The organism is Allobosea sp. MMO-172, assembly GCF_037147855.1.
Lineage (GTDB): Bacteria > Pseudomonadota > Alphaproteobacteria > Rhizobiales > Beijerinckiaceae > Allobosea.
Window position 1 is genome coordinate 78,994 of the sequence record NZ_JBBCUM010000014.1, and the last position, 24,453, is coordinate 103,446.

The following is a 24,453-nucleotide window of genomic DNA, read 5'->3' on the forward strand; positions in this document are numbered from 1 at the left end:
CGACCCGTCATCACCCCGGCATGCTTCGTCTCGCCCTTTTCCAGCCGGATATTCCGCAGAACGCCGGCACGATGATCCGCATGGCCGCTTGTCTCGGCATCGCCGTCGACATCGTCGAGCCGGCCGCCTTCGACGTCTCGGACCGGCATTTCCGCCGCTCGGGCATGGACTATCTCGAGCGCGCCGCCGTCCGGCGCCATGATTCGTTCACGGCCTTCGACGGCTGGCGCCGGTCGGAAGGCCATCGCCTCGTCCTTGCCGAGACCGACGGCGCGATCCCGCTGCCGGATTTTCACTTCCAGCCCGGCGACATCGTCCTGCTCGGGCGTGAATCGGCCGGCGTGACGGCAGAGGCCCGCGTCGCGGCGGATACCAGCCTCCATATTCCCATGCGCACCGGTTTGCGCTCGCTCAATGTCGCGCTGGCGGCGGCAATGGTAATGGGCGAGGCATTGCGACAGACAGGCGGCTTCCCTGGCCGCGATGGAACAGACGATGACCACCTCGAAACCCGTTGAATCCCCGCCCGCCGATCCGGCCGTCGTCGAAGCGCTGAAGCCGCGCGCCGCCGCCTGGTTCGAGAGCCTGCGTGACCGCATCTGCGCCGCCTTCGAGGCGGTCGAGGACGAGGCGGCCGGGCCCTTCCCGCCCGAGACGAACACGGCAGGGCGCTTCGTCCGCACGCCCTGGCAGCGCACCAATCATGACGGCGTGCCCGGTGGCGGCGGCGTCATGTCGATCATGAAGGGCCGCGTCTTCGAGAAGGTCGGCGTCCATGTCTCGACGGTGCATGGCAGTTTCCATCCCGATTTCGCAGGCCAGATACCGGGCGCGGCGGAAGACCCGCGCTTCCATGCCACCGGCATCTCGCTGATCGCCCATCCCTGGAACCCGCATGCACCGACCGTGCACATGAACACCCGCTTCGTCGTCACCACGAAGCCGTGGTTCGGCGGCGGCGCCGATCTCACGCCAGTGCTCGACGCGCGCCGCAATCAGGACGACCCCGACGCGCGCGATTTCCACGCCGCGATGCGCCAGCCCTGCGACGATCACCCCGCCGTGGCGGATTACCCGCGCTTCAAGGCCTGGTGCGACGAGTATTTCTTCCTGAAGCACCGCAACGAGCCGCGCGGCATCGGCGGCATCTTCTACGACTATGTCTGGACCGGCGACGTCGAGGCCGATCTGGCCTTCACGCGCGCCGTCGGCGAGGCCTTCCTCGTCAGCTATCCCGAGATCCTGCGCCGCAATCTCGGCAAGCCCTGGAGCGAGGCCGAGCGCCACGAGCAGCAGGTCCGGCGCGGCCGCTATGTCGAGTTCAACCTGCTCTATGACCGCGGCACGATCTTCGGCCTGAAGACCGGCGGCAATGTCGATTCCATCCTGTCCTCGATGCCGCCGACGGTCCGCTGGCCTTAAGGCTGCGCTTGCCCGGTCGCGGCATCGAGCAGCGCGAACTGGGCCTCAGCCGAAGCCGGGCAACCGGCTTCGATCCAATCCTGTCGGGCCACCGCAAGCACCTGCCCGACGCGCGGCCCGGGCGGGATGCCGCGCCCGATGACGTCCTTACCCGTCGGCAGGAAGGGCGGCGTCCGGCCGAGCTCGGCGATGAGCCGCTGCACATCATCCCTGCCCTCGCCTCCCGCCGAGGCGTTGAGCAGGACGAGCGTCGCAGCCATCGCATCGCTCCCGGCATCATGGGCGACATGACGCAAGGCCGCGATGCCGGGCAGGTCCGCCCGGCCGCCCAGAGCTTCCAGAGCCCGTGCGATCCGCTCGATCCGGTCGAATTCCGCGTTCGAAAGCCGCAGGCCTTCGCGCAGACGCAAGGCGTCCTCGCCAACCGAAACCGCCAGCGCCGCGAGCCGGAAGGCCGGATGGACGCCCGCGCTGTCATCTCCCGCGATCGCGGCAAAGCGCGAGAGATGCGGCACACCGCCGATCACCGGCATCAATAGCCCGGCGCCGGCCATCGCCCCAATGGTCGCGACGACACCGGGCGCCACCAGAAGCTTCAGCAATTCCGCCCGCACCCGCTCGCGCGACAGGCCGCCGAGCCCTTCGCGGCCAGCAATGCAGGCATTCAAGCCCTCGGCATCGGGCGCACCGACACCATAGCGGGCATGGAAGCGGAAGAAGCGCAGGATGCGCAGATAGTCCTCGCGGATGCGGGCCGTCGCATCGCCGATGAAGCGTACGCGCCGCTGCGCGAGATCGTCGAGCCCACCGCAATAATCGTGAAGCCTGCCGTCGCGGCCGAGCCCGAGCGCATTGATGGTGAAGTCTCGCCGCAGCGCATCCGCGACGAAATCGCGGCCGAACAGGACCTTGGCCCGGCGCCCGTCCGTCTCGACATCGCGCCGCAGCGTCGTCACCTCGAAGCTCGCGCCCTCCGCGACGAGCGTCACCGTGCCGTGCTCGAACCCGGTCGGCACCGCCTTGAAACCGGCCGCCTTGCCGCGCCGCATCGTCTCCTGCGGCAGGGCCGTGGTCGCGAGATCGATATCGCTCGCAGCCTCGCCGAGCAGGAGATTGCGTACAGCGCCGCCGACGACCCGGGTTTCCTCGCCGTCTCCGTCCAGCGCGGACAGCAGCCGCGACAGCACCGGCTGGGCCAGGAAGCCCGCGATCTCGCCGGCCCGGTCATCGATCATTTGAAGCGGCCGGGCACCAGAACCCCGTTCTCCATATGCGGCGGCTCGTAGGCGCCTTGGCTGCGCGGCGCGATGAAGCCGCCATAGATCAGCACGGCGATCGCCAGCAGGAAGCCCGCCACCGCCAGCCGGAAGATATGCGGGCTCCAGTGCTCGACATCGAAGGGGTTGCGCCTGTTGATGACGAGATAGCCTGCAAAAAGACAGAAGGGCAGAACGAAGAGCAGAACCTCTTCGATGATCGCGCGCAGCATCGCTTCGTCGTTCCCGGGCGCGTCATCCGCGCAGTCTCAGTTTACATCGCCGCATCGGATTCGTCCGAAAAGTGCATTCCACCTTTCGGTCCGACGCTCTAGCCCGCCAGCCGCTCGTAGAGATTGCGGATCATGCCGGCGGTCGCACCCCAGATATAGCGACCCTCGAATGGCATCGCATAGTAGGTGCGGAAATGCCCCTTCCATTCGATGCCCTCGCGCTTGTGGTTGGCGGGATCGAGCAGGAAGGAAAGCGGCGTCTCGAAGGCCTCGTCGACCTCGTTATGGTTGATCGTCAGCGAGAAGGGCGGCTCGACCAGCGCCACCACCGGCACGATCCGATAGCCGGTGCCGGTCAGATAAGCGTCGAGGAAGCCGAGCGTGCGGATATGCGAGCGCGACAGGCCGATCTCCTCCTCCGTCTCGCGCAAGGCCGTGACGAGCGGCGAGCCGTCGACGGCATCGACCCGCCCGCCGGGAAAGGCGACCTGGGCCGAATGGTTGCGGAGCGCCGCAGCGCGCTGCGTCAGCAGCACGGTCGGCCCCTCGGGGCGCGGCACGATGCCGATCAGCACGGCGGCCGGGACAGCGCGCTTCTCGTCGGGGATCGGCACGGATGCCGCCTGATTCTCATGATCGCCGCGCGGCCGGCTGATCACGTCGCCCAACAGGGGCGGCTCGGCCCGCAGCCGTTCACGCGCCAGCGCCGCAAAACCCTCGCTGCTCAGGTTGAGAGCAATTTCCGATCTCATCAACGCTAGAGGCCCTCGATCTCGCTCGCCGGCACTGCCGGATAGAATTGTCCTGCGGCGGCAACCCCGAACATCGCCTCGCCTTCGACGTCCCGCACTTCGCCGAGCGCCAGCAGGTCATAGGTCAGCGCTCGCGTCAGCCGGGCCCAGAGGCCGCGCCGGACATGGACATAAGGTGTCAGCCCGTCCTGTGCAGCCCGCGCGAAACGCAAGGCGTGGTCCGGCCCGACGCAGACGAGATCGTCGACCTGCGTTCGGAATGCCAGCGTGCGGCTGTCTCCCGCGCCGTCGACCTGCATCTCGACGGCCTGGAACGGCGCGTCATCGACGGTGATCCCGACCTTCTCGACCGGGGTCACGAGAAAGTAATCCTCGTCCTCGCGCTTCAAAACCGAGGAGAACAGCTTCACCAGGGCAGGCCGGCCGATCGGCGTGCCCATGTAGAACCAGGTGCCGTCGGCGGCGATGCGCATGTCGAGATCGCCGCAGAAAGGCGGATTCCAGCGCTCCACCGGCGGGAGGCCGCGCGCCCGGCCAGCCCCGAGCGAGGTCATCAGGCGCTCCATCGCATGGCCCGGTCCCGTCATCTCGCCCTCCCCGGCCATCGGCTGCGGCATCCTGCTTGCATCGCGTTTCCGCCTTGAACTCCACATAATCGTGAAGCCGAGTTGATGTGTACCATTCCATTCGGCGCTTGAGCCGTCGTGATGGCCCGTCCACACTGAACGGCCGAACGCATCGACGGTTCGCATGGCGGCGCAACGGCCCGCGACAGTGAAGGAGACCGACATGGCGGCGCAAGCCCGGGCAAACGAGAGCACTTCGCCGATCGACCTCGACACAGGCATCGTCGAGGCGGCCGAAGCCGCGCTCAGTGCCATCGGCGCGGCGCGCAAGGAGATCGGCCAGGTCATCTTCGGCCAGCAGAAGGTCGTCGATCTCTCGCTGGTGACGCTGCTTTCGGGCGGCCATGGCCTGCTCGTCGGCGTTCCCGGCCTCGCCAAGACCAAGCTCGTCGAGGCGATGGGCACCGTGCTCGGCCTCGCGGCCCGCCGCGTCCAGTTCACGCCGGACCTGATGCCATCCGACATCCTCGGCTCCGAGGTTCTCGACGAATCGAGCGATGGCAAGCGCCATTTCCGCTTCATCAAGGGCCCGGTCTTCGCCCAGTTGCTGATGGCGGACGAGATCAACCGCGCCTCGCCGCGCACCCAGTCGGCCCTGCTCCAGGCGATGCAGGAGCACCATGTCACGGTCGCCGGCGAGCGCTACGACCTGCCGGCGCCCTTCCATGTCCTGGCGACGCAGAACCCGATCGAGCAGGAAGGCACCTATCCCCTGCCCGAAGCCCAGCTCGACCGCTTCCTGCTCGAGATCGATGTCGGCTATCCCGACCGCGAGGCCGAGCGCCGCATCCTGCTGGAGACGACCGGCGCCGCCGAATACAAGCCTTCCCCGGCGATGACTTCGGAAACGCTGATGTCGATCCAGCGCCTCGTCCGCCGCCTGCCGGTCGGCGACGCGGTCGTCGAGGCGATCCTCGATCTCGTCCGCTCCGCCCGCCCTGGCGAAGGCGAGGCCTCGGTCACCGACAAACTGTCCTGGGGTCCCGGCCCCCGCGCCAGCCAGTCGCTGACGCTGGCCGTGCGCGCCCGCGCGCTCGTCGAAGGCCGGCTTGCCCCATCCGTCGACGACGTTGCGGCGCTGGCCATCCCCGTCTTGAAGCACCGCGTCGCGCTGACCTTCGCCGCCCGCGCCGATGGCGAGACGGTCGAGGGGCTGATCGGCAAGCTCGTGGAACGGCTGGGATAAGCCGATGTTGCGCACGCGCGTCCTGGCTCCGGGCGAAAGGCGGCCGTCGCGGCCGGTCCTCACGGAATCGCTCGACCTCGCCGCGCGCCTGCCGCGCCTGATCCTGGAGGCGCGCCGCGTCTCCGCCAGCATCCACGGCATCCATGGAAGGCGCCGCTCCGGCCCCGGCGAGACCTTCTGGCAGTACCGCCCGCTGGTCGCCGGCGAATCGGCCTCGCGCATCGACTGGCGCCGCTCCGCCCGCGATGGCCATCTCTTCGTCCGCGAGCGCGAATGGGAAGCCTCGCACTCGATCTGGCTCTGGATCGACCGCTCGCCCTCGATGGGCTTCGCCTCCTCGCTGGCGATGACCTCGAAGCTCGACCGCGCATTGGTTGCGGGCTTCGCGCTGGCAGAGACGATGGTCGAGGGCGGCGAGCGCGTCGGACATCTGGGCCTGACGCGAGCGCTGGCCTCGCGCCGCATCGTCGAGATGCTGGCGCAAGCGATCCTCGCCGACGAGCGCAACGCCGCCTCCGACCTGCCGCCGGAAGCGCCGCTGCCGCGACTGGCGGACGCGATCATCATCACCGACGGGCTCTCGCCGGCCTCCAGACTTGCCCAGAGGATCGCAACCCTCGCTTCATCCGGCGCACGCGGCCATGTCCTGCTGATCGCCGATCCGATCGAGGAGACCTTCCCCTTCAGCGGCCAGGCCGAACTCTTCGACCTGGAGGATGGACTGAGCTTGCGCGTCGGCGATGCCGGCGCCTGGGGCGATGAATACCGCCAGCGCCTCGCCGCCCATCGCGAAGCCATTGCGGAGGCCTGCCGCAAGGCCGGCTGGACCCTGACGCTGCATCGCACCGACCGGCCGGCCAGCGAGGCGGTTCTGCGCATCGCAAGCCTCGTCGCCGCCTCGCGCAGCGCCTCGGGCTTCTGAGGGGAAACGCCGATGCTCAGCGCCCTGCCCTTCAGCTTCACCGCCCCGCTCGCTCTCGCCGCGCTCGCCCTGCTACCGGCGCTCTGGCTGATCCTGCGCGTGACGCCGCCGCGCCCGCGCCGGATCGATTTCCCGCCGCTGAAGATCATGGCGGACCTGATCGCCAAGCGCGAGACGCCGGCCCATACGCCCTGGTGGCTGCTCGCGCTGCGCATGGCGGTGGCCGCGCTCGCGATCCTCGCCGTCGCCGGCCCGGTCTGGAATCCGGTGCGCGACGCCGCCCCTTCGCGCGGCCCCGTCCTGCTGCTGATCGATAACGGCTTCGGCGCCGCGACCGACTGGTCCGAGCGCATCGCGGTTGCCGAATCCCGCATCGCCGCCGCGACCCGCGAAGGCCGCCCGGTCGCCGTGCTCGGCCTTGCCGAAGCGCCGGCCGCGATTGCGTTGGCTGAGCCCCGCATCGCGCTCGACCGCTTGCGCGCGCTCCCGCTCCAGCCCCATGCGCCGGATCGTGCCGCGCATCTCCAGCGCATCGAGGCCTTCCTGCAGGGCTCTCCCACAGCCGAGATCGTCTGGGTCGCCGATGGGCTCGCCGTATCCGACGATGGCAGCTTCCTCGCGCGCCTGAAGCAGGATGCCGAGGCCCGTCGCCTCGCTGTTCATGCCGCCCCCGCCGCGCAGCTCGCCCTTTCCGCGCCTGAGAACCTCGCGGGCGCCCTGACCGTCAAGGTACTGCGCCCGACCACGAGCGCCGCCGCGACGGGGCAGGTCCGCGCCCTTGACCTCAAGGGCCTGCCGCTCGGCAACGCGCCCTTCATCTTCGAGGGCAGCAACCTCGAAACGACCGCGCGCCTGACCTTGCCGATCGAGGTCCGCAACGCCGTCTCGCGGCTGGAGATCGTCGGCGAGCGCAGCGCCGGCGCCGTGGCGCTGCTCGACGACCGCGCCAAGCGCCGCCGCATCGGCCTCGTCTCCGGCGCGACAGCCGACACCGCGCAGCCGCTGCTCTCGCCGACCTACTATCTCTCCCGCGCCCTCCAGCCCTTCGCCGAAATCCGCGAGCCGCGTCAGGGCTCGACCGATCCGATCGGCGAGTTGCTGGCGCAGAACCTCTCGGTGCTCGTCCTTGCCGATATCGGCGCGCTCGATCGCGAGACGGCCGAGAAGGTGACGAGCTTCGTCGAGCGCGGCGGCGTGCTGCTACGCTTCGCCGGTGCGCGCCTCGCCGCCGCTTCCGACGACCTGACGCCGGTGCGCCTGCGCCGCGGCGGCCGCACGCTCGGCGGCGGCCTCTCCTGGGAGACGCCGCGCAAGCTCGCGCCCTTCACCCGCGAAAGCCCCTTCTTCGGCCTGAATATCAGCGACGACATCCGCGTCAGCCGCCAGATCCTGGCCGAGCCCGAGCCCAACCTGTCGCGCAAGACCTGGGCGGCGCTGGAGGACGGCACGCCGGTCGTCACCGGCGAGCGGCGCGGCGACGGCCTGATCGCCATGGTCCATGTCACAGCCGACACCACCTGGTCCAATCTTCCGCTCTCGGGCCTCTTCGTCGACATGCTCCGCAAGATCGTCAATCTCGCCGGCAACGGCCCCGCCGCAGCCGAAGCGCAAGCTGACGATGCGCGCGTCGAGACCTTGTCGCCGGCCCGCGTGCTCGACGGCATCGGCCAGTTCCGCTCAGCGCCCGCGACAGCCCAGCCGGTGGCCCGCAACTATGCCGGCCACGCGACGCTCGCCCATCCGCCCGGCCTCTATGGGCCGACCGACGGCTCGCTCGCCGTCAACGCGCTGACGCCGACCGACACGCTCGCGGCACTCGACCTCGCCAGCCTGGGCGTCGCCGTGCTGCCGATCGACGAGCCGGTCGCGCGCGATATCCGCCCGCTGCTCCTCGTCCTAGCGCTGCTCCTGCTCGTCGCCGACACCCTGGCGACGCTCTGGCTCGGTGGCCGCCTCAACGTCGCGCGCCTGCGCAAGGCCGCCGCGCCGGCCGCGATCCTGCTCGCGCTCGGCGCCTCCGTTGCGCTGGTGCCCGATACCGCCCGCGCCCAGCAGCCCGCCCCGAATGCGCAGGCCGATACCCGCCCGCCGATCCCCCGCGCGCTGCTCGCCAATGGCGCGCAGACGCGGCTGGCTTATGTCGTCACCGGCGAGACAGCCGTCGACAATATGTCGAAGGCCGGACTCCTCGGCCTCAACACGGTCCTCGGCGCCCGCACGGCGCTGGAGCCGGGCGAACCGGTCGGCGTCAGCGTCGAGCGCGACGAGCTCGCCTTCTTCCCGGTGCTGTACTGGCCGATCGTCGCCGGCCGGCCGCTGCCTTCGGCGGAGACCCTGCGCAAGCTCGAGGCCTATATGAAGGGCGGCGGGCTCGTGATCTTCGATACCCGCGACGCAATGAGCGCGCGGCCCGGCGGCGGCACCACGCCCGAAGGCGACCAGCTCAAGCGTATGCTGCAGACGCTCGACATTCCCGAGCTGGAGCCGCTGCCGCGCGACCACGTCCTGACCAAGACCTTCTACATCCTCGACGAGCTCGTCGGCCGCTACGACACCGGCACGACCTGGGTCGAGACCCTGCCGCCCGCCGATAGCGACGGGCGCCGCCCGGCGCGCGCCGGCGACAACGTCTCGCCGATCATCATCACCGCCAACGACCTCGCCTCCGCCTGGGCGATCGATCGTCGCGGCGAAGGGCTGGTACCGCTCTCTGGCGGCGATCCGCGCCAGCGCGAAATGGCGCTGCGTGCTGGCGTCAACCTCGTAATGTACGCGCTCACCGGCAACTACAAGGCCGATCAGGTCCATGTCCCGGCCCTGCTCGAAAGGCTGGGCCAGTGATGAGCGATCTCTTCTCCTCAGCCCTCATCCTGAGGAGCCGTTCCGTCAGGAACGGCGTCTCGAAGGATGTTTCAGGAGGCTCTGGAACCATCTGGAGCATCCTTCGAGACGCGCCTGCGGCGCTCCTCAGGATGAGGGCTGAGGACGGGATGCTGGGAGGTATCCGCTGATGTGGAGCGTCTCCCTCGCCCCAATGGTGCCCCTGCCGCTGTTGATCGGCCTCGCCGTGCTCGCGGCGCTGGCTGCCGGCGCCGCCATCGTGCTGGCCGGCCGCAGCGCCATCCTGCGCGCGCTCGCGCTCGTCGTGCTGACGGCGGCGCTGGCCGATCCCTCGCTGGTCTTCGAGGATCGCGAGCCGGTCAAGGACGTCGTCTCCGTCGTGGTCGACCGCTCGGCCTCGAACCGCCTCGCCGACCGCGCGGCCCAGACCGACGCAGCCGTCGCCGAGATCGAGCGGCAATTGCGCGGCATCCCCAATGTCGAGCCGCGGATCGTCGAGCTGCGCGACGCGCAAGGCACCAATGACGGCACCCGCCTGTTCGAGGCCCTGTCGTCGAGCCTTGCCGATGTACCTTCCGAACGCGTCGCTGGAGCCATCGCGATCACCGACGGTCTCGCCCATGATGCACCGGCCACGGCCGAGGCGCTCGGCCTGCGCGCGCCACTGCATGTCCTGACCACCGGCCGCAATGCCGAGATCGACCGACGCATCGTGCTGGTCGATTCGCCGCGTTTCGGCATCGTCGGCAAGGACCAGATCATCCGCCTGCGCGTCGTCGACAAGGGCGGCCCCGGCCGCGCCGGCCTGACCATCCGCCGCGACGGCGAGATCGTCGCCCGCCGCGAGGTTGCAACCGGCCAGACCGTGCAGGTCCCCGTCCGCATCGACCGGGGCGGGCCGAATGTCGTCGAGATCGAGGCGCAAGCCATCGACAACGAATTGACGCTCGCGAACAACCGCGCCGTGATCACCATCGAAGGCGTGCGCGACAAACTTCGCGTGCTGCTGGTCTCGGGCGAGCCGCATCCGGGCGAGCGCACCTGGCGCAACCTCCTCAAGGCCGACGCCAATGTCGACCTCGTGCATTTCACCATCCTGCGCCCGCCGGAGAAGCAGGACGGCACGCCGATCAACGAGCTCTCGCTGATCGCCTTCCCGACGCGCGAGCTGTTTCAGGTCAAGATCAAGGAGTTCGACCTGATCATCTTCGACCGCTACGCCAACCAGTCGATCCTGCCGCTGCTCTATTTCGAGAACATCGTGCGCTATGTCCGCGACGGCGGCGCGCTGCTCGTCGCCGCAGGTCCCGAATATGCGGGTTCGCAGACGCTGGCGCGTACCCCGCTCGGCCAGATTCTGCCCGCCCTGCCCGATGGCAGCGTCATCGACGAAGCCTATCGCGCCCAGGTCAGCGAGCCCGGCAAGCGCCACCCCGTCACCCGCGACCTGCCGGGTTCGGAAGTCTCGCCGCCGCGCTGGGGCGAATGGCTGCGCATGGTCGGCGCCCAGGCGCGGGCCGGCGGTGCGCCGGTCATGACCGGCCCGGGCGACCGGCCGCTCCTGATGCTGGCGCGTGAGCAGAAGGGCCGCGTCGCGCTCTTCCTCTCCGATCATGCCTGGCTCTGGGCCCGCGGCTTCCGCGATGGCGGCCCCTATCTCGACCTGCTGCGCCGCCTCAGCCATTGGCTGATGAAGGAGCCGGAGCTTGAGGAGGAGGCGCTGCGCGCGACCGTGCGCGGCGCGACCGTCGAGGTCGAGCGCCAGACGCTGCGCGACAATCCCGGCCCGATCACCATCACCGGCCCCGACGGCCAGTCGCGCACGGTGACGCTGGAGCCCGGCCGCCCCGGCCTGTTCACTGCCCGCATCCCGACCAGCGACCTCGGCCTCTACCGGCTGACCTCCGACAACCTCACCGCCTTCGCCAGCGTCGGGCCGGAGAACCCGCGCGAACTGATGGAAGTGGTCAGCGACCCCGGCGCGCTTCAGACCTTGGCGCAAGCCACCGGCGGTTCCTCGCGCCGCATCGGCCGCGAGAGCGGCTCGGCCGTCAACGTGCCGCGCATCGTGCCGGTGCGCTCGGGCAGCCAGTTCGCCGGCAATGACTGGATCGGCCTGCGGATCAGCGATTCCGGCATCGTGCGCGGCGTGCGCATCTCGCCGCTCTTCATCGGATTGCTCGGCCTGGCCGTTCTGTTCGGCGCCCTGGTCGCCGGCTGGCTCGGCGAGAGCGGCAGGCGCCTCAGGCGCCAGAGCTGAAGCGCATCGAGGTCACCGCCCCGCTGCGCTGCTTCAGCACGCCCTCGACCAGCTCCAGCGCGAGGAAGCGCGCCGGATCGGCCGGGCCCGGCAGCACGAGCTGGCCGGGCGGCAGGACCTTGAAGCCGAAGCGGGCGTAATAGGGTGCGTCCCCGATCAGCATGATCAGGTCATGCCCGGTTTCGCGCGCCGCCTCGATCGAGCGGTTCATCAGTGCAGCGCCGATGCCCCGGCCCTCGAAAGCGGGATCGACGGTGAGCGGGCCGAGCATCAGCGCCTTGTGGCCGCCCGCCAGCACCGCCGTCACCTTGACAGAACCGACAAGGAAGGTGCCGACATGGGCGGCGAAGGACAGGGCGTGGTCGGGCGGCACGCCTTCGCGCAGGCGGAAAGCGGTGCGAGCGAAGCGGCCGGGGCCGAAGGCGCGCTCATGCAGGCGCTCGATCGCGGCGGCGTCCACGGGGAGTTCGTGGCGGATGGTCAGAGGCAGGGATGTCATGATGATCGACGCTTAAGCGGGAGGCGGATCGGCAGAGCGAGGGCAGGCGCGTGCGGGCGCATGACCGGAAGGGCGCATTCAGCGCGCCGGTCGTCGCAGGTCTCGCAGGCTCAGCCGGATCATCATGACAGCGCCTCTACAGCATCGGGCCGGAAAGGGAAATCCACTTTTCGGAATAATCCGAGGCGGCGCCGAATGGCTTTGGAGTGACGTCCATCCATCCTGCGGCGTTCCCCCGCGGAGACTTGCTCGCCTTGTCGGATTGGTCTCAACTCCGCCTTCCAGCGGGGGAACAGGTCACGAAAGCCGCAGGCGGTTTCGCCTGTCGGAGCGGAGGAAACCGATGCCCGGATTCAAACCACTTGCCCCTGCCCTGCTTCTCGCGGCCCTCTGCCTGCCGGCGCTGGCTCAACAGCCGGCTCCGCCGAAAGAGCCCGTCCGCGACGAATTCTTCTGGCTCGGCGAGATCAACAAGGCGAGCACCGTCATCAACGCCGAGCAGGGCCTGCTCGACCGGGCGCTGGCACCGAAGCTGGCGCAGGGCATCGCCAAGGTGATCGAGGCCGGCAACCAGCCCGGCGCCAGGCGGCCCTCGACCGTCATCACCTTCGAGCCCCTGATGATCAAGGAAGCCGGCGTCGAGGTCACCCTGATCCATGCCGGCCGCTCCAGCCAGGATATGCACGCGACATACCGCGCCGCGATCATGCGCGACCGGCTCCTGACGCTGGCCGGTGAGCTCAACCGCGCGACGCGGACCATGGTCGAGCTCGCCGCGGCGCATCGCGACACGATCGTGCCCAACTACACCAACGGCGTCGCCGCCCAGCCCAACAGCTACGGCCATTACCTGCTCGGCCTCGTCGCCGGGCTCGACCGCGACGCGCAACGCATCCGCGAAACCTATGCCCGCGTCGATCGCTCGCCGATGGGCACGACGGTGCTGAACGGCACGAGCTGGCCGCTCGATCGCCAGCGCATGGCGGATTATCTCGGCTTCGCCGGCCTCGTCGAGAACGCCTATGACGCCTCGCAGATCGCCGCCGCCGACCTGCCCGTGGAGGTCGGCGGCATCGTCACCGGCATAGCTCTGCATGTCGGCGGCTTCATCGAGGACGTGATGACGCAATACGCGCAGTCGCGGCCCTGGATCATCCTGCGCGAGGGCGGCGGCAACACCTATGTTTCCAGCGCCATGCCGCAGAAGCGCAATCCGGGCCTGCTGAACGGAACCCGCGAGGACGCCTCGACCGCGCTCTCGCTGGCAATCGGGCCGGTCTTCAGGGCGCATAACATCCCGCCCGGCATGCCCGACGCCAAGGACGCCAAGACCAACAGCGCCATGACCGACAGCGCGACCAGGGCTCTGCAGGGGCTCGACCGCATCCTGAAGGCGCTCGCCATCGACCCGGAACGCGCGCTTGAAGAACTGAACAGCGACTGGACCGCATCGCAGGAACTCGCCGATGTCCTGATGCGCAAATACAAGCTGCCCTTCCGCGCCGGCCATCATTTCGCATCGGAAATCGTCGACTACGCCAAGCTCAACAATATCAGGCCGACCGAATTCCCCTATGCCCAGGCGCAGGCGATCTACCGCAAGGCCGCGCCGGAGATGGGCCTTGCCGCCGCCGATCTGCCGATGAGCGAGACCGAGTTCCGCGCCACGCTCGATCCCGTCGCGATCATCAAGAACCGCGCCACGTCGGGCGGGCCGCAGCCGGCGGAAATGGACCGGATGCTGGCCGAGGCCAGGCAGCGCCTCGACCGGCAAGATGCCTGGATCAAGGAGCGCCGCGCCAGGATCGCAGCCGGGCTGGCGAAGCTCGACGCCGATTTCGCCACGCTGGCGAAAAGCGCGAACTGAACAGCCCCGGCGCGGCCTTCACCACTCCGTCGAAGGCGGCTGCCCGGAAGTGATCTCCACCAGCCGCCGCCGCGTGGCCGGCGTCGTGCCCTCCGGCAGGTTGTCGAGCGGAAAGAACCCGGCTTCGGCGATCTCGCGGTCCGGCTGCTTGACGGACTCGACCCGGAACCGGCTGATCACATAGACGGCGACATGGTCGCGCCGTGAGATCCTGCGGTTGAAGAACAGCCCATGCAGGACGGGCCGCTCGGTCGAGGCGATCCCCGCCTCCTCCGATAATTCGCGCTCCAGCGACAGTTCCGCCGTCTCCCCGACCTCGACCCCGCCGCCGGGGAAGTGCCAGCCGGGCACATAGGTATGGCGAATCAGGAAGACCTCGCCGCGATCGTTCAGCACGACGGCGCGCACGCCGAAGGTCATGCCCCGCGCGAACCGGAAATAAAGATGGAGCACCCGCGTCAACGCACGCTGCGCGAGCGCCCGCTTCTGCTCGGGATCGGCCACGGACTGCGGATTTGACGATTGCATCCGATCGATTCTCAAGGGCGAGTTAATTGTCTATGCAAAAACCGCATGACGGACCGTCAAGTAGATCAGTTGCCCTGCCACAAACGCGCCCCAAATGAGGCAGATATCGCCGCCCAACCACAGGACACTAGGACCATGCTGCTCTCTTTCATCATCGCTCGCTTCAAGGCCAAGCCGGCCTATGTCTGGAAGCCCGCCGTCACCCTGACTGATTCGCGCATCGTGTCGGAACTGACCGGCGCCGCCAACTGAGGTCTCACGACCCTTCCGCAGTCCAGGCGCGCCATCGGCGCGCTTGACTGACGGCCTCCTGCGGGGGCAAGCGCTTGAGCGTGTTCAAGCTCGCGCATCTGTCCGACCCGCATCTCGGCCCGCTCGCCGGGTTTTCGCTGCATCAGCTTTTCGGCAAGCGCGCGACCGGCTACGTCAACTGGCGTCGCAAGCGCAGGCACGCCCATGACATGGATATCCTGGCGCGCATCGTCGCCGACATCCACGCACATGAGCCCGACCATGTCGCCTGCACCGGCGATGTCGCGCATATCGGCCTGCCCGACGAATTCAAGACCGCCATCGCCTTCCTCGACGAACTCGGCCCGCGCGAGACGGTCAGCTTCGTGCCGGGCAATCACGATGCCTATGCGCGCTCCTCGCTGAAGCCGCTGGCCGGCATGCTGGCGCCCTGGATCGCCGATGACGAGGGCAAGGCCGGCTATCCCTGGTATCGCCACCGTGGCCCCGTCGCGCTGATCGGCGTCAATAGCGGCGTACCTACTCTCCCCTTGATGGCGACAGGCCGCGTCGGCCGCGAGCAGATCGCCCGCACCGAGGCGCTGCTCGACCGCGCCCGCGACGAAGGCTTGATCCGCGTCGTGCTGATCCATCACCCGCCCTATGTCGGCGGCGCCAAGCGCGGCCGCGAGCTGGTCGATGCCTCGGCCTTCGAGGCCATGCTGAAGCGCAAGGGCGCCGATCTCGTCCTGCACGGCCATAATCACAGCTTCTCGCTGGCCTGGCGCCCCGGCGCCGGCCGCGACGTGCCGATCGTCGGCGTACCCTCGGCCTCGATCGGCCCGCGCGGCCATGGCGAACTCGGCACCTGGCATCTCTTCCGAATCGAGGGCGACGCGGCCCGGCCGCGGATCACGCTGGAGCAGCGCGGCTTCGAGCCGGACGGCACCGTCATCCGCCGCCAGGAGATCGCGCTGCACGCAAAGCCCGCCTGAGGCGATACCACGCGGTTTCCGGAGTGCCGTTTACGGGTCTTTCACGGCGGGCGCCTAGAATTCCCTAGCGGAAGGAATGCGCCATGTTCGCTGGGACGCTCGGCAGAAGCCAGTTCTTCGTTAGATCCTGCCTGGTCGGCATCTCCGAAGCCGTCCTGCTCACGATCTGCGTCGCCCTGCAATACGAGGTGTTCCTAGGCCCTCCCGGAGAGGGGCGGCACCGGCTGGCGGCGACCACCTTCCTGGTCAGCGCCTTCTTCGCCTTCAAGCGCATCGGCTTTGCCATCCGCCGCAATCGCGATGCCGGCGGCGGCGATATCTTCCCCGGCCTCTATGCCATCGGCATCTGCACGGCGCTGGTCCTGCAGACCCAGGCGCTCATCGTGCGGACGAATGACAGCCCGTTCAACAGCACGGAATATGCCGGGGGGCTCGCCTTCATCCTGATCGGCATGTGGCTCTACCTGCTGTTCGCAGCTTCCGTTCCGGGTGCCACAGCCGCGAGCGGTTCGTTTTCCTCGGGCTTCAGCCGCGCCAGCGAGGGCGACACGACCGCCGCCCCCTCCCATCTCTCGCTCGCCATGGAACAGGCGATCGCCGGTACCAAGCCGATCCCGGCAGCTCCGGTGCCGGCCCAGCCGCAGGGCTTCCTCGGGTCGGTCCGGCGGCCTCCGCCGCCGCCCCAGCGCACCCAGTTCGGCCGGCGCGGCGTCAAGTAACCGTCTGCGATCAGACGCAGCGGCCACCATCGACGGCGAGCACCGAGCCCGTCACCATGTCGGCCTCGTCCGAGCACAGGAACAGCGCGGCATTGGCGATGTCCTGCGGCGTCGAGAAGCGCCCCCACGGGATCGAGGCGGTGAACTGCGCGCGGCGCTCCGGAGTGTCCTCGCCCATAAAGGTGGCGAGCAGCGGCGTCTCGCCGGCGACGGGGGCGATCGCGTTGACGCGGATCTTGTCCGGCGCGAGCTCGACCGCCATCGACTGCGAGATCAGGTTCGCGGCGCCCTTCGAGCCGTTATACCAGGTCAGGCCCGGACGCGGGCGGACGCCGGCCGTCGAGCCGATGTTCAGGATCACGCCGCCGCCATGCTGCCGGAAATGCGGCACGGTGGCGCGCGCCATCAGGTAGATCGACTTCACGTTCACCGCGAAGATCCGGTCGAACTCCTCCTCGGTCACCTCGGTCATCGGCTTGTTGCGATGGGTGGTGCCGGCATTGTTCACGACGATGTCGAGCCGCCCGACCTTGGCGAGGATCTTCTCGACCGCCTTGTCGACGCTCTTGGCCTTGCCGACATCGCAGGTCACGGCGAAAGCCTTGCGGCCGATCGCCTTGGCGGCTTCCTTGGCCTTGTCGCCATTGATGTCCAGCACCGCGACGCGCGCGCCCTCGCGCACGAAGGTCTCGGCGATGCCGAAGCCGAACCCTTGCGCCGCGCCGGTCACCAGCGCGGTCTTGCCCTTCAGTCTCATGGTCGCTCCTCGTGCTCTGCGATTGCGCGATGTTTGAAACGATTGAGCTTGGCCGTAAATGCGCTTTCGCGCGCAGGCCGATACGGAAATCGAATAGCGGGACCTTAGGCCCCGATCTCCTCGCGCAGCATCTCCAGCTCCAGCCAGCGCTCCTCGGCCTCGCCGATCTCGCGCGCGACCTCCTCCAGCCGGGCCGTGGCCTTGGCGAAGAGCTTCGGATCGCGCGTGTAGAGATCGCCGGCCACGGCGGCGTTGAGCTTCGTAGCCTCGGCCTGCAAGGCGTCGATCTTTTTCGGCAGCGTCTCCAGCGCATGCTTCTCGTTGAAGGAGAGCTTGCGTTTGGCGGCGGATGCAGCTGGCGCCGAGGCCGCAGCCTTGGGCGCAGCGGGCGCCGCCTTCTCGACCGGTCGCGCCTTGGCCCCGACGCCGCGCCCACGTTGCGCCAGCATGTCGGAATAGCCGCCGGCGAACTCGGTCCAGACACCGTCGCCATCCGAAATGAGCACGGAGGAGACGACGCGGTCGATGAAATCGCGATCGTGGCTGACCAGCAGCACCGTGCCCTGATAGTCGGCGAGCAGTTCCTGCAGCAGGTCGAGGGTCTCCAGATCGAGATCGTTGGTCGGCTCGTCCAGCACCAGCAGGTTCGAGGGCTTGGCCAGCGCCCGTGCCAGCATCAGTCGCCCGCGTTCGCCGCCTGAGAGCGCGCCGACCGGCGTGCCGCGCTGGATCGGCTGGAACAGGAAGTCCTTCATATAGGAGATGACATGGCGCGGCTGGCCACCGACCATGACCTGGTCGGAGCCGCCGCCGGTCAGAACGTCGCCGAGCGGTGTTTCCGGATCGAGGCTTTCGCGGCGCTGATCGAGCGTCACCATCTCCAGCGCCGTGCCGAGCTTCACCTTGCCGGAATCCGGCGCAAGCGCCCCGGTCAGCAGGTTGATCAGCGTGGTCTTGCCGGCGCCGTTCGGCCCGACGATGCCGATCCGGTCGCCGCGCGCGACGCGCAGCGACAGGCTCTTGACGATGGTGTTGTCGCCATAGGCCTTGGCAACGTCGATCGCCTCGATGACGAGCTTGCCGGAGGCCTGCGCCTCGCTCGCTTCCAGCCGGACATTGCCCTGCGCGGCCCGCGCGGTGCGGCGCTGGTCGCGCAGCGCATGCAGCTCGCCGAGCCGGCGCTGGTTACGGGTGCGCCGGGCGCTGACGCCATAGCGCAGCCAGTCCTCCTCGCGGGCGATCTTGCGGTCGAGCTTGTGGCGGTCGAGTTCCTCCTGCGCCAGCACCTCGTCGCGCCAGGCCTCGAACTCGCCGAATCCCCTCTCGGCCCGCTTGGTCACGCCGCGGTCGAGCCAGATCGTCGCGCGCGAGAGCGAGGTCAGGAAGCGCCTGTCGTGGCTGATCAGCACCATGGCCGAGCGCAGCGATTTCAGCTCCTGCTCCAGCCATTCGATCACCGGCAGGTCGAGATGGTTGGTCGGCTCGTCCAGCAGCAGGATGTCGGGCTCCGGCGCCAGTACGCGCGCCAGCGCGGCGCGACGCCCCTCGCCGCCCGACATCGAAGCCGGGTTCTCCTGCCCGGTCAGGCCGAGCTCAGTGAGCAGATATTGCGCGCGATAGGCGTCGTCGCCCGGTCCGAGGCCAGCCTCGACATAGGCGAGCGCGGTGTCGAACCCGGTGAAATCCGGCTCCTGCGGCAGGTAGCGGATGGTCGCGCCCGGCTGAACGAAGCGCTCGGCATGATCCGGCTCGACGATCCCCGCCGCGATCTTGAGCAGCGTCGACTTGCCCGAGCCGTTGCGGCCGACGAGGCAGACGCGTTCCCCGGCCGAGACCGCGATCTCGGCGGCTTCGAGCAAGGGCTGTCCGCCGAAAGTGAGCGCGACGTCGCGCAGATGCAGCAAGGGGGCCATGATCCGTCCTGTGTTCGGCCTGCGGGATAGACCGCCACTGCTCCGCTGTCACTCCTGACAGAACCCACCTTTGTCATTCCGGGGCTTCGCATAGCGAAGAACCCGGAACCCACGACCGGGCGAGCCGGCGGCAACGCGGCACAAAATGTCCTGCCCAGCCGTGGGTTCCGGGTTCGCGCCTATGGCGCGCCCCGGAATGACAAGCGGGTGCCCCAAAGCCGCGCGATCACTGCCATGGCACGGCCCTTGCCAGCTCCTCCCCGCCCCTTATCGTGATCGGGATCGAGCCCTGATGAGTCCAAGAGCGATGCCCAGCGAACGCCCGATCGGGATCGGCCATAATGGCGGCCCGCCCTTGAAGGAGCGCAAGCGCCGCGCCGCCACGGGCTCCGGCCAGATCGGCCGCTATTTCGACTGGCGCTTCGCCCATCGCAAGGCCTGGAAGAAGCCGCGCGAGATCGCTCTCCGGCGCGAGGAAAAGGCCTCGGCCCTTGGCCTGACCTATGAGGAATACTCGCTGGAGATCATGGAGCGCGGCTATTACCCGCAGCCCGAGCATGTCGAGACGATCAAGTCGAAGCGGGCCCAGCGCCGCAAGGATGGCGGCGTCGTCGGCCAGTCGCTCAAGGGCATGAAGCTGAGCTGAGCGACACCGCGGGGCCAATGGCGCGCACTGCCCTTCCCGTCATGGTCGGGCTTGTCCCGACCATCCACGTCTTCCTTCATCAAGCGCCGTGTTCAAGACGTGGATGCTCGCCACAAGGGCGAGCATGACGGCTCTCTCAGCTGCCGAGCCAGCGCCGGGCCAGGCGCGTCGCCGGCTTCTCGAAGAAGCGATAGAGCAGCAGCGCCGCGATCACCGAGCCGGCAAGCGCCAGCGCGATATAGAGCGCGGGCGAATAGAGCCCGAGCCTCAGCACGATCTCGCGCATCCCCCGGATCACGAAGGGATGGACCAGATAGAGCGCATAGGAGGCGTCCCCCACCGCAGCCAGCGCCTTCACCGGCGGCAGCGGCACGATGCCCTCGCGGCCGCAGCCGGCGGCGAGCATCAGCAGGACAGCCGCCCCGCCGCGCCATAGCACGCCGCTCCACGGCCCGCCCGTGCCCGGAACATGGGCAGCCGTGATCAGCAGCGAGGCACCGGCCAGCGCGATCACGATCCGCCATGCCCCGTGCAGTCGCAGGCCCTTCTGCCGGAGCACCGCGATGCCCATGCCGGCCGCGAATTCGAGCACGATCGGCTGCCCCCAGAAGCCGAAGGGCAGCGGGAGCGGTCCTTTCAGGCTTTCGGCGCCGACAAGCAGCGCCAGAAGGAGCGTGATCGCCGGCAAGGTCCAGCGCCGCGGCAGCATCAGCCCGGCGGCGAACAGGACGTAGAATAGCATCTCGTAATTCAGCGTCCAGCCCAGCGAATAGACCGGCTGAACCATCCCTTGCGTCGAGACAACCGGCCAGAACAGGTAGGCGCCGAGCACCTGCTGGAGGTTTGGCGCGCCGGAATTGAGCACGGCCGGAGCCGCAAGCCCGACCAGCAGGAACAAGGTCGTCATCGCCCAGTAGAGCGGCACGATCCGCGCCAGCCGCCGCTTGAGAAACAGTCCCGCTGCGCCGTCCCGGCCGAACAGGTCCTGCGAGGCATGGACCATGATGAAGCCGGAGACGACGAAGAAGATGTCGACGCCGGCCATCCAGGGCAGGATATCGCTGCGCGTGAAGCTCAGGCCCGCGCGCGCGGCGACGACGGCCGCATCCGGCTGGACATGGTGGATCGCGACCATGAAGGCCGCGAGCGCGCGCAGGACCTGGATCGAATGGATGGGCTGCACGCGAACCTGTGCGACATGGTGAGAAGGCCGCTCAGCCAAACCACAGCCGCTTGGGATCGTCGAGCCCGAAGCGATGCAGATTGGCGGCGATCGCGGCCAATCCTTGCTCGGCCGCGTCCGTCGCGGTGATGACATGCAGCGAGAAACGCTCCGCCAGGTCTTCCATCGGCGGCTTGCCGGCGAAGGCCGCGCGAATCGCCGCCTTGTCGGCGAGCGGCAGCAGATGCGGCGCGATGCCACCAGCGATGTAGACGCCGCCGGTCGCCTTGAAGACCAGAGCGAGATCGCCGGCGACACGCCCCAGCAGCCGCCAGAAGCAGACCACTGCCATCAGCGCTGCCGGATCACCGTCATGCGCAAGGCGGGAGACATCGGCCGCGCTGACCTCGGCCTCCAGCATGCCGGAGGTCCGTGCCACCGCCTTGTGCAGGCGCACAAGCCCGTCGCCGCTCAGGAGATGCTCGACGGTGAGGCGCGGGATGCCCTCGCTCAACGCCGGCCAGATCTTCTGCTCGGTCTGGTCCTCGGGTCCGATGCCGATATGGCCGGATTCGGTGGGGATCAGCACGCCGCGCTCGCCACGCATCAGCAGGGCCGCCGCGCCAAAGCCGGTTCCCGGCCCCAGCACCAGCTTAACGCCTTCAGGCTCCGAATCGCCTGCGACCAGGGTCGTGAGATCGCCCGGCTTCAGCACGGCGAGCGAAGCCGAAAGCGCCTCGAAATCATTGACCATCAGCCCCTGGGTGAAGCCGAGCGCTTCCGCGATCCGCGGCCCATCGAGATGCCAGACCGCGTTCGTCAGTTGCGCCTGCCGGCCATCGAGCGGGCCGGCCACAGCCAGCACGGCCGAACGCGGCTTCTCCGGCAGATCGGCGAGCACGGCGGCAAAGGCCGCTTCCGCCGTCGGATGGCTACCCGTGCCGATCCGCGCCAGCGGCCGGTGCGCGCAGTCCGCATCGCTCACCAGCGACAGGCGGCAGTTCGTACCGCCGATATCGGCCACCAGAACCGGATAGGAGATCGACGGCGGGCGCATCAGAGCGGCTTCCGCCAGGGCGCGAACCAGCCGAGGCCCTCAAGGGTGCCGGCCTCCGGCCGGTACTCGCAGCCGACGAAGCCATCATAGCCGAGGCCGTCGAGCTCGTTGAACAGCGTCGGATAGTCCGGCCCGGAGGCGTCCGGCTCGTGCCGGCCGTTGGCGCGGGCGATCTGGACATGGCCGACGAGCGGATAGAGCGCCTTCAGCCTGGCCGAGACGTCGCCATGGATCAGTTCACAATGGTACATGTCGAATTGCAGCCGGACATTCGGCCGGCCGGATTCGCGGACATAAGCTGCGGCCTGATCGAAATCGTTGAGGAAATAGCCCGGCATGTCCTTGCCGTTGATCGGCTCCAGCAGGAGGTCGATGCCCTGCTCGCCGAGCTTGTCGGCGGCGTAGGCGAGCGAAGCCCGGTAGGTCTTCTGCGCGACGGGGTCGTTCGGGTCGGCAAGCCCGGCCATCATGTGCAGGCGCTTGACCCCGGTCTCGTGGACATAGGACAGCGCGGTTTCGACCGAAGCCCGGAACTCGTCCTCGCGGCCCGCGAGTGAGGCGATGCCGCGCTCGCCCTTGGCGAAATCGCCGGGCGGCAGGTTGTAGAGCGCCTGCGTGAGGTTGCCGCCCGTCAGCGCGAGCCCGACCTGCTCGGGCGTATGCTCGTAGGGAAAGAGGAATTCGACCGCCTCGAACCCCGCCTCGGCGGCCGCCTTGAAGCGATCGAGGAATTCCCACTCGGTGAACATCATCGACAGGTTGGCGGCAAAACGCGGCATGGGTCTCTCTGCAGGCTGGGCGGTATCAGTCGCCGCAGGCTAAACCGATGCGCCCGCCGCGTCATGGCCAAACGCGGCAGGGAGGCAATGCGTTCCGCTACGGCCACGATCCAGAGAACGGGTCGTCCCGGGCGAAGCGCAGCGCAGAACCGGGATCCATTCCGGAACGCGGCCGATAAAGGTTCAGGAATGGATCCCGGATCGCCGCTTGTCCGGGATGACATCACCTTGAAGCCGCAGGCCCTTTAAACGTCACTTCTTCTCCGGCTTCGGCGGCGGATTGGGATCGGTCGAGAAACGCCGGAACACCATGTCGGGCGAGGAGGTGTTGTGGCGCGAATGCGTCGTGCGCCCCATCCAGATATCGGTCGCCTTGCCGCCGGGATAGGACATCAGCGCCTCCTCGCGCCAGCCCTTGGCGCCGGGCTCGCGCAAGGCGATCCGCGCGACATCGTTGTTGAACTCGGTGACATACATCGAGCGCAGCGCCAGGAAGCCCTTGCCGCCGGTGACCGGCTTGTCGAGCACGGCATCGAGTACCATCCGGTTCTCGTCGACGCTGTCGAGCTTCAAGCTGCCGGACGAACCGTCCTTGAAGTTCAGCTTGAAGGTCAGCGTCTTCGGATCGAACTCGATTTCGCGGATGTTCACGACGGGGCGCCCCTCATGCTCGATCGGCCCGAACAGGAAGGAGGAACCGTAGGAGGAGAAGCCAAGATGCTCCGGCGGCAGCGGCCGGGCACGCCAGTTGCCGTCCTGCGGATAGACGACGAGCACCTCGTGGGACTTGTCCTTGCCGAGCTTCCAGAGCTGGACGAGATGCAGATTCTTCTCCACGCGGTCGCCGACGCGGAAGGTCGCCTCGGCCGGGCGCCAGAAACTCGGGAAGGTGTAGCCGACCAGCCAGTAATCGATCGATTCGTAGAAGGTGACGCGGCGCGGCGGCGTCGGCGGCGTGAAGGACGGGTCGCCCTTCATGTCGCAATTCGTCCAGTCGGCATCCCAGTTGTCGCGCACGAGCCCGGCGACATAGGCGGGATGCGCCGCCTCGATCTGGAAACGCCGGACCTCGGGCGAGATCGCCTTGATCGTGACGTTGTCCTTCTCGGCGCAGAGCACCGGCTCGGATTCGTTCTTCACCTCGACGGCGACCTCGCCTGCTGCCCGCGCGACCGTCAGCGAGGCAAGGAGAGCGAGCGAAACCGCGAGTGGGCGAAGACAGCGAGTCATGGTGATCCCTGATGATGAGGTTCGGCCAGCCTGAGCGCTATGAGATGAACCGCGGCTGACCGGCTTATGGCGAAACGGCGGCAACCGCGACAACGAGCCCGCTTCCGGCGGCCGGCGCAGCACTGCTACGAACGGAAGACACAGAAGTTCCCATCTCCGCAACGCACGGAGCGATCGATGCAGCCGCTGCTTTTGGGTGCCGGGGTGGTGATGGCGTTGACGGCGCTGGTCCATTCGGTCGTCGGCGAGCTCCTGATCTTCCGGCAACTGCGCAGCGGCGGCATCGTTCCGACCGAAGGCGGCCTGCTGCTCCGGGAGCGTCATGTCAGGATCCTCTGGGCGAGCTGGCACCTCGTCAGCATCCTCGGCTGGGCGCTCGCCGCGATCCTGATCGCGATGGCGCAGGCACCGGCCACGTCTCTGCCGAACACGTTGCTGCTGAAGGTCGCGATCGCGGCGTCGCTGGCGGGTTCGGCTCTGGTCCTGTTCGCGACGCGCGGGCGCCATCCCGGCTGGTTCAGCCTGCTGGTCGCAGCAATCCTCGCCTGGCTCGGCGCCGACAGCCTCTGAGT

General features: G+C 68.5%; 24 protein-coding genes. 12 read left to right on the forward strand and 12 right to left on the reverse strand.

The features are described from left to right. Window positions 1-20: 20 nt before the first annotated feature. Window positions 21-518 carry a tRNA (cytidine(34)-2'-O)-methyltransferase gene (locus WFK61_RS19710; protein ID WP_336813783.1) on the forward strand — a complete coding sequence of 166 codons (498 nt, stop codon included), beginning with the start codon at window positions 21-23 and terminating at the stop codon, window positions 516-518. Continuing rightward, entirely contained in the window at window positions 496-1,422 is a 927-nt protein-coding gene (gene hemF, locus WFK61_RS19715; RefSeq protein ID WP_336813784.1) for an oxygen-dependent coproporphyrinogen oxidase, read from the forward strand. The genes WFK61_RS19710 and hemF overlap by 23 nt, the downstream gene beginning before the upstream one ends. On the opposite strand, the gene WFK61_RS19720 is transcribed toward hemF, so the two are convergent. The 4 genes from WFK61_RS19720 to WFK61_RS19735 all read right to left on the reverse strand — a co-directional run bounded on the left by WFK61_RS19720 (window position 1,419) and on the right by WFK61_RS19735 (window position 4,250). After that, window positions 1,419-2,657, reverse strand: coding sequence for a CCA tRNA nucleotidyltransferase (locus tag WFK61_RS19720; RefSeq protein WP_336813785.1), 1,239 nt, complete (start codon window positions 2,655-2,657; stop codon window positions 1,419-1,421). The genes hemF and WFK61_RS19720 overlap by 4 nt on opposite strands. Beyond that, a complete protein-coding gene (locus WFK61_RS19725; RefSeq protein ID WP_336813786.1) occupies window positions 2,654-2,911 on the reverse strand; it encodes a DUF6111 family protein in 258 nt (85 codons plus the stop codon). The genes WFK61_RS19720 and WFK61_RS19725 overlap by 4 nt, the downstream gene beginning before the upstream one ends. Window positions 2,912-3,009: 98 nt before the next feature. Further along, the gene (locus WFK61_RS19730; RefSeq protein ID WP_336813787.1) at window positions 3,010-3,663 is read right to left on the reverse strand and encodes a CoA pyrophosphatase; all 654 of its coding nucleotides are present in this window, start codon (window positions 3,661-3,663) and stop codon (window positions 3,010-3,012) included. 5 nt (window positions 3,664-3,668) lie between these two features. After that, on the reverse strand, window positions 3,669-4,250 hold the full coding sequence (locus tag WFK61_RS19735) for a DUF1285 domain-containing protein (RefSeq protein WP_336813788.1): 582 nt from the start codon (window positions 4,248-4,250) through the stop codon (window positions 3,669-3,671). 202 nt (window positions 4,251-4,452) lie between these two features. Between WFK61_RS19735 and WFK61_RS19740 the strand changes: the two genes are divergently transcribed. Genes WFK61_RS19740 through WFK61_RS19760 form a run of 5 tightly spaced genes read left to right on the forward strand, consistent with a single transcriptional unit; the run spans window position 4,453 to window position 11,498 of the window. Beyond that, complete coding sequence (locus WFK61_RS19740; RefSeq protein ID WP_336813789.1) at window positions 4,453-5,475, forward strand: AAA family ATPase; 1,023 nt, start codon at window positions 4,453-4,455, stop codon at window positions 5,473-5,475. Window positions 5,476-5,479: 4 nt separating this feature from the next. Continuing rightward, window positions 5,480-6,397 carry a DUF58 domain-containing protein gene (locus tag WFK61_RS19745; protein WP_336813790.1) on the forward strand — a complete coding sequence of 306 codons (918 nt, stop codon included), beginning with the start codon at window positions 5,480-5,482 and terminating at the stop codon, window positions 6,395-6,397. Between the two features lie 12 nt (window positions 6,398-6,409). Continuing rightward, entirely contained in the window at window positions 6,410-9,238 is a 2,829-nt protein-coding gene (locus WFK61_RS19750) for a DUF4159 domain-containing protein (RefSeq protein ID WP_336813791.1), read from the forward strand. Next, window positions 9,238-9,408 carry a hypothetical protein gene (locus WFK61_RS19755; RefSeq protein WP_336813792.1) on the forward strand — a complete coding sequence of 57 codons (171 nt, stop codon included), beginning with the start codon at window positions 9,238-9,240 and terminating at the stop codon, window positions 9,406-9,408. Before WFK61_RS19750 ends, WFK61_RS19755 begins: the two co-directional genes overlap by 1 nt. Next, entirely contained in the window at window positions 9,408-11,498 is a 2,091-nt protein-coding gene (locus WFK61_RS19760; protein WP_336813793.1) for a hypothetical protein, read from the forward strand. The genes WFK61_RS19755 and WFK61_RS19760 overlap by 1 nt, the downstream gene beginning before the upstream one ends. Here WFK61_RS19760 and WFK61_RS19765 read toward each other — a convergent pair. Next, on the reverse strand, window positions 11,482-11,997 hold the full coding sequence (locus tag WFK61_RS19765; RefSeq protein WP_336813794.1) for a GNAT family N-acetyltransferase: 516 nt from the start codon (window positions 11,995-11,997) through the stop codon (window positions 11,482-11,484). The genes WFK61_RS19760 and WFK61_RS19765 overlap by 17 nt on opposite strands. Window positions 11,998-12,340: 343 nt before the next feature. Between WFK61_RS19765 and WFK61_RS19770 the strand changes: the two genes are divergently transcribed. Next, a complete protein-coding gene (locus WFK61_RS19770) occupies window positions 12,341-13,864 on the forward strand; it encodes an argininosuccinate lyase (RefSeq protein WP_336813795.1) in 1,524 nt (507 codons plus the stop codon). A gap of 18 nt (window positions 13,865-13,882) precedes the next feature. Here WFK61_RS19770 and WFK61_RS19775 read toward each other — a convergent pair whose 3' ends face one another. Beyond that, the gene (locus WFK61_RS19775) at window positions 13,883-14,368 is read right to left on the reverse strand and encodes an NUDIX domain-containing protein (protein ID WP_442896336.1); all 486 of its coding nucleotides are present in this window, start codon (window positions 14,366-14,368) and stop codon (window positions 13,883-13,885) included. A 356-nt stretch (window positions 14,369-14,724) separates the two neighbouring features. On the opposite strand from WFK61_RS19775, the gene WFK61_RS19780 reads away from it, so the two are divergent. Next, the gene (locus WFK61_RS19780) at window positions 14,725-15,618 is read left to right on the forward strand and encodes a metallophosphoesterase family protein (RefSeq protein WP_336813856.1); all 894 of its coding nucleotides are present in this window, start codon (window positions 14,725-14,727) and stop codon (window positions 15,616-15,618) included. An 83-nt stretch (window positions 15,619-15,701) separates the two neighbouring features. Next, window positions 15,702-16,337, forward strand: coding sequence for a hypothetical protein (locus tag WFK61_RS19785; RefSeq protein ID WP_336813796.1), 636 nt, complete (start codon window positions 15,702-15,704; stop codon window positions 16,335-16,337). A gap of 10 nt (window positions 16,338-16,347) precedes the next feature. On the opposite strand, the gene WFK61_RS19790 is transcribed toward WFK61_RS19785, so the two are convergent. Together WFK61_RS19790 and WFK61_RS19795 are read right to left on the reverse strand one after the other, a co-directional pair. After that, entirely contained in the window at window positions 16,348-17,094 is a 747-nt protein-coding gene (locus WFK61_RS19790; protein WP_133562802.1) for a glucose 1-dehydrogenase, read from the reverse strand. Window positions 17,095-17,198: 104 nt separating this feature from the next. Continuing rightward, complete coding sequence (locus tag WFK61_RS19795; RefSeq protein ID WP_336813857.1) at window positions 17,199-19,010, reverse strand: ABC-F family ATP-binding cassette domain-containing protein; 1,812 nt, start codon at window positions 19,008-19,010, stop codon at window positions 17,199-17,201. Window positions 19,011-19,314: 304 nt separating this feature from the next. Between WFK61_RS19795 and WFK61_RS19800 the strand changes: the two genes are divergently transcribed. Then, window positions 19,315-19,653: a hypothetical protein gene (locus WFK61_RS19800; protein ID WP_336813797.1), complete on the forward strand. Its 339-nt coding sequence runs from the start codon at window positions 19,315-19,317 to the stop codon at window positions 19,651-19,653. 136 nt (window positions 19,654-19,789) lie between these two features. Here WFK61_RS19800 and WFK61_RS19805 read toward each other — a convergent pair whose 3' ends face one another. The 4 genes from WFK61_RS19805 to WFK61_RS19820 all read right to left on the reverse strand — a co-directional run bounded on the left by WFK61_RS19805 (window position 19,790) and on the right by WFK61_RS19820 (window position 23,881). Then, window positions 19,790-20,836 carry an acyltransferase family protein gene (locus WFK61_RS19805; RefSeq protein WP_336813798.1) on the reverse strand — a complete coding sequence of 349 codons (1,047 nt, stop codon included), beginning with the start codon at window positions 20,834-20,836 and terminating at the stop codon, window positions 19,790-19,792. Window positions 20,837-20,867: 31 nt separating this feature from the next. Next, complete coding sequence (locus tag WFK61_RS19810) at window positions 20,868-21,872, reverse strand: glucokinase (RefSeq protein WP_336813799.1); 1,005 nt, start codon at window positions 21,870-21,872, stop codon at window positions 20,868-20,870. Beyond that, window positions 21,872-22,651, reverse strand: coding sequence for a 2-oxo-tetronate isomerase (gene otnI, locus WFK61_RS19815; RefSeq protein WP_336813800.1), 780 nt, complete (start codon window positions 22,649-22,651; stop codon window positions 21,872-21,874). The genes WFK61_RS19810 and otnI overlap by 1 nt, the downstream gene beginning before the upstream one ends. 252 nt (window positions 22,652-22,903) lie before the next feature. Beyond that, window positions 22,904-23,881: a hypothetical protein gene (locus WFK61_RS19820; protein WP_336813801.1), complete on the reverse strand. Its 978-nt coding sequence runs from the start codon at window positions 23,879-23,881 to the stop codon at window positions 22,904-22,906. A gap of 177 nt (window positions 23,882-24,058) precedes the next feature. Here WFK61_RS19820 and WFK61_RS19825 point away from each other — a divergent pair, with 177 nt between their 5' ends. Further along, entirely contained in the window at window positions 24,059-24,451 is a 393-nt protein-coding gene (locus WFK61_RS19825; RefSeq protein WP_336813802.1) for a hypothetical protein, read from the forward strand. Window positions 24,452-24,453 lie beyond the last annotated feature (2 nt).

Bases quoted from the DNA above. Each gene is read 5' to 3' on its own strand.
- WFK61_RS19735 (WP_336813788.1), bottom strand. From the start codon at position 4,250: ATGACGGGACCGGGCCATGCGATGGAGCGCCTGATGACCTCGCTCGGG.
- WFK61_RS19750 (WP_336813791.1), top strand. From the start codon at position 6,410: ATGCTCAGCGCCCTGCCCTTCAGCTTCACCGCCCCGCTCGCTCTCGCC.
- WFK61_RS19720 (WP_336813785.1), bottom strand. From the start codon at position 2,657: ATGATCGATGACCGGGCCGGCGAGATCGCGGGCTTCCTGGCCCAGCCG.
- WFK61_RS19765 (WP_336813794.1), bottom strand. From the start codon at position 11,997: ATGACATCCCTGCCTCTGACCATCCGCCACGAACTCCCCGTGGACGCC.
- WFK61_RS19710 (WP_336813783.1), top strand. From the start codon at position 21: ATGCTTCGTCTCGCCCTTTTCCAGCCGGATATTCCGCAGAACGCCGGC.
- WFK61_RS19790 (WP_133562802.1), bottom strand. From the start codon at position 17,094: ATGAGACTGAAGGGCAAGACCGCGCTGGTGACCGGCGCGGCGCAAGGG.
- WFK61_RS19800 (WP_336813797.1), top strand. From the start codon at position 19,315: ATGCCCAGCGAACGCCCGATCGGGATCGGCCATAATGGCGGCCCGCCC.
- WFK61_RS19725 (WP_336813786.1), bottom strand. From the start codon at position 2,911: ATGCTGCGCGCGATCATCGAAGAGGTTCTGCTCTTCGTTCTGCCCTTC.
- WFK61_RS19755 (WP_336813792.1), top strand. From the start codon at position 9,238: ATGAGCGATCTCTTCTCCTCAGCCCTCATCCTGAGGAGCCGTTCCGTC.
- WFK61_RS19810 (WP_336813799.1), bottom strand. From the start codon at position 21,872: ATGCGCCCGCCGTCGATCTCCTATCCGGTTCTGGTGGCCGATATCGGC.
- WFK61_RS19760 (WP_336813793.1), top strand. From the start codon at position 9,408: ATGTGGAGCGTCTCCCTCGCCCCAATGGTGCCCCTGCCGCTGTTGATC.
- WFK61_RS19825 (WP_336813802.1), top strand. From the start codon at position 24,059: ATGCAGCCGCTGCTTTTGGGTGCCGGGGTGGTGATGGCGTTGACGGCG.
- otnI (WP_336813800.1), bottom strand. From the start codon at position 22,651: ATGCCGCGTTTTGCCGCCAACCTGTCGATGATGTTCACCGAGTGGGAA.
- WFK61_RS19740 (WP_336813789.1), top strand. From the start codon at position 4,453: ATGGCGGCGCAAGCCCGGGCAAACGAGAGCACTTCGCCGATCGACCTC.
- WFK61_RS19730 (WP_336813787.1), bottom strand. From the start codon at position 3,663: ATGAGATCGGAAATTGCTCTCAACCTGAGCAGCGAGGGTTTTGCGGCG.
- WFK61_RS19745 (WP_336813790.1), top strand. From the start codon at position 5,480: ATGTTGCGCACGCGCGTCCTGGCTCCGGGCGAAAGGCGGCCGTCGCGG.
- WFK61_RS19820 (WP_336813801.1), bottom strand. From the start codon at position 23,881: ATGACTCGCTGTCTTCGCCCACTCGCGGTTTCGCTCGCTCTCCTTGCC.
- WFK61_RS19785 (WP_336813796.1), top strand. From the start codon at position 15,702: ATGTTCGCTGGGACGCTCGGCAGAAGCCAGTTCTTCGTTAGATCCTGC.
- WFK61_RS19770 (WP_336813795.1), top strand. From the start codon at position 12,341: ATGCCCGGATTCAAACCACTTGCCCCTGCCCTGCTTCTCGCGGCCCTC.
- hemF (WP_336813784.1), top strand. From the start codon at position 496: ATGACCACCTCGAAACCCGTTGAATCCCCGCCCGCCGATCCGGCCGTC.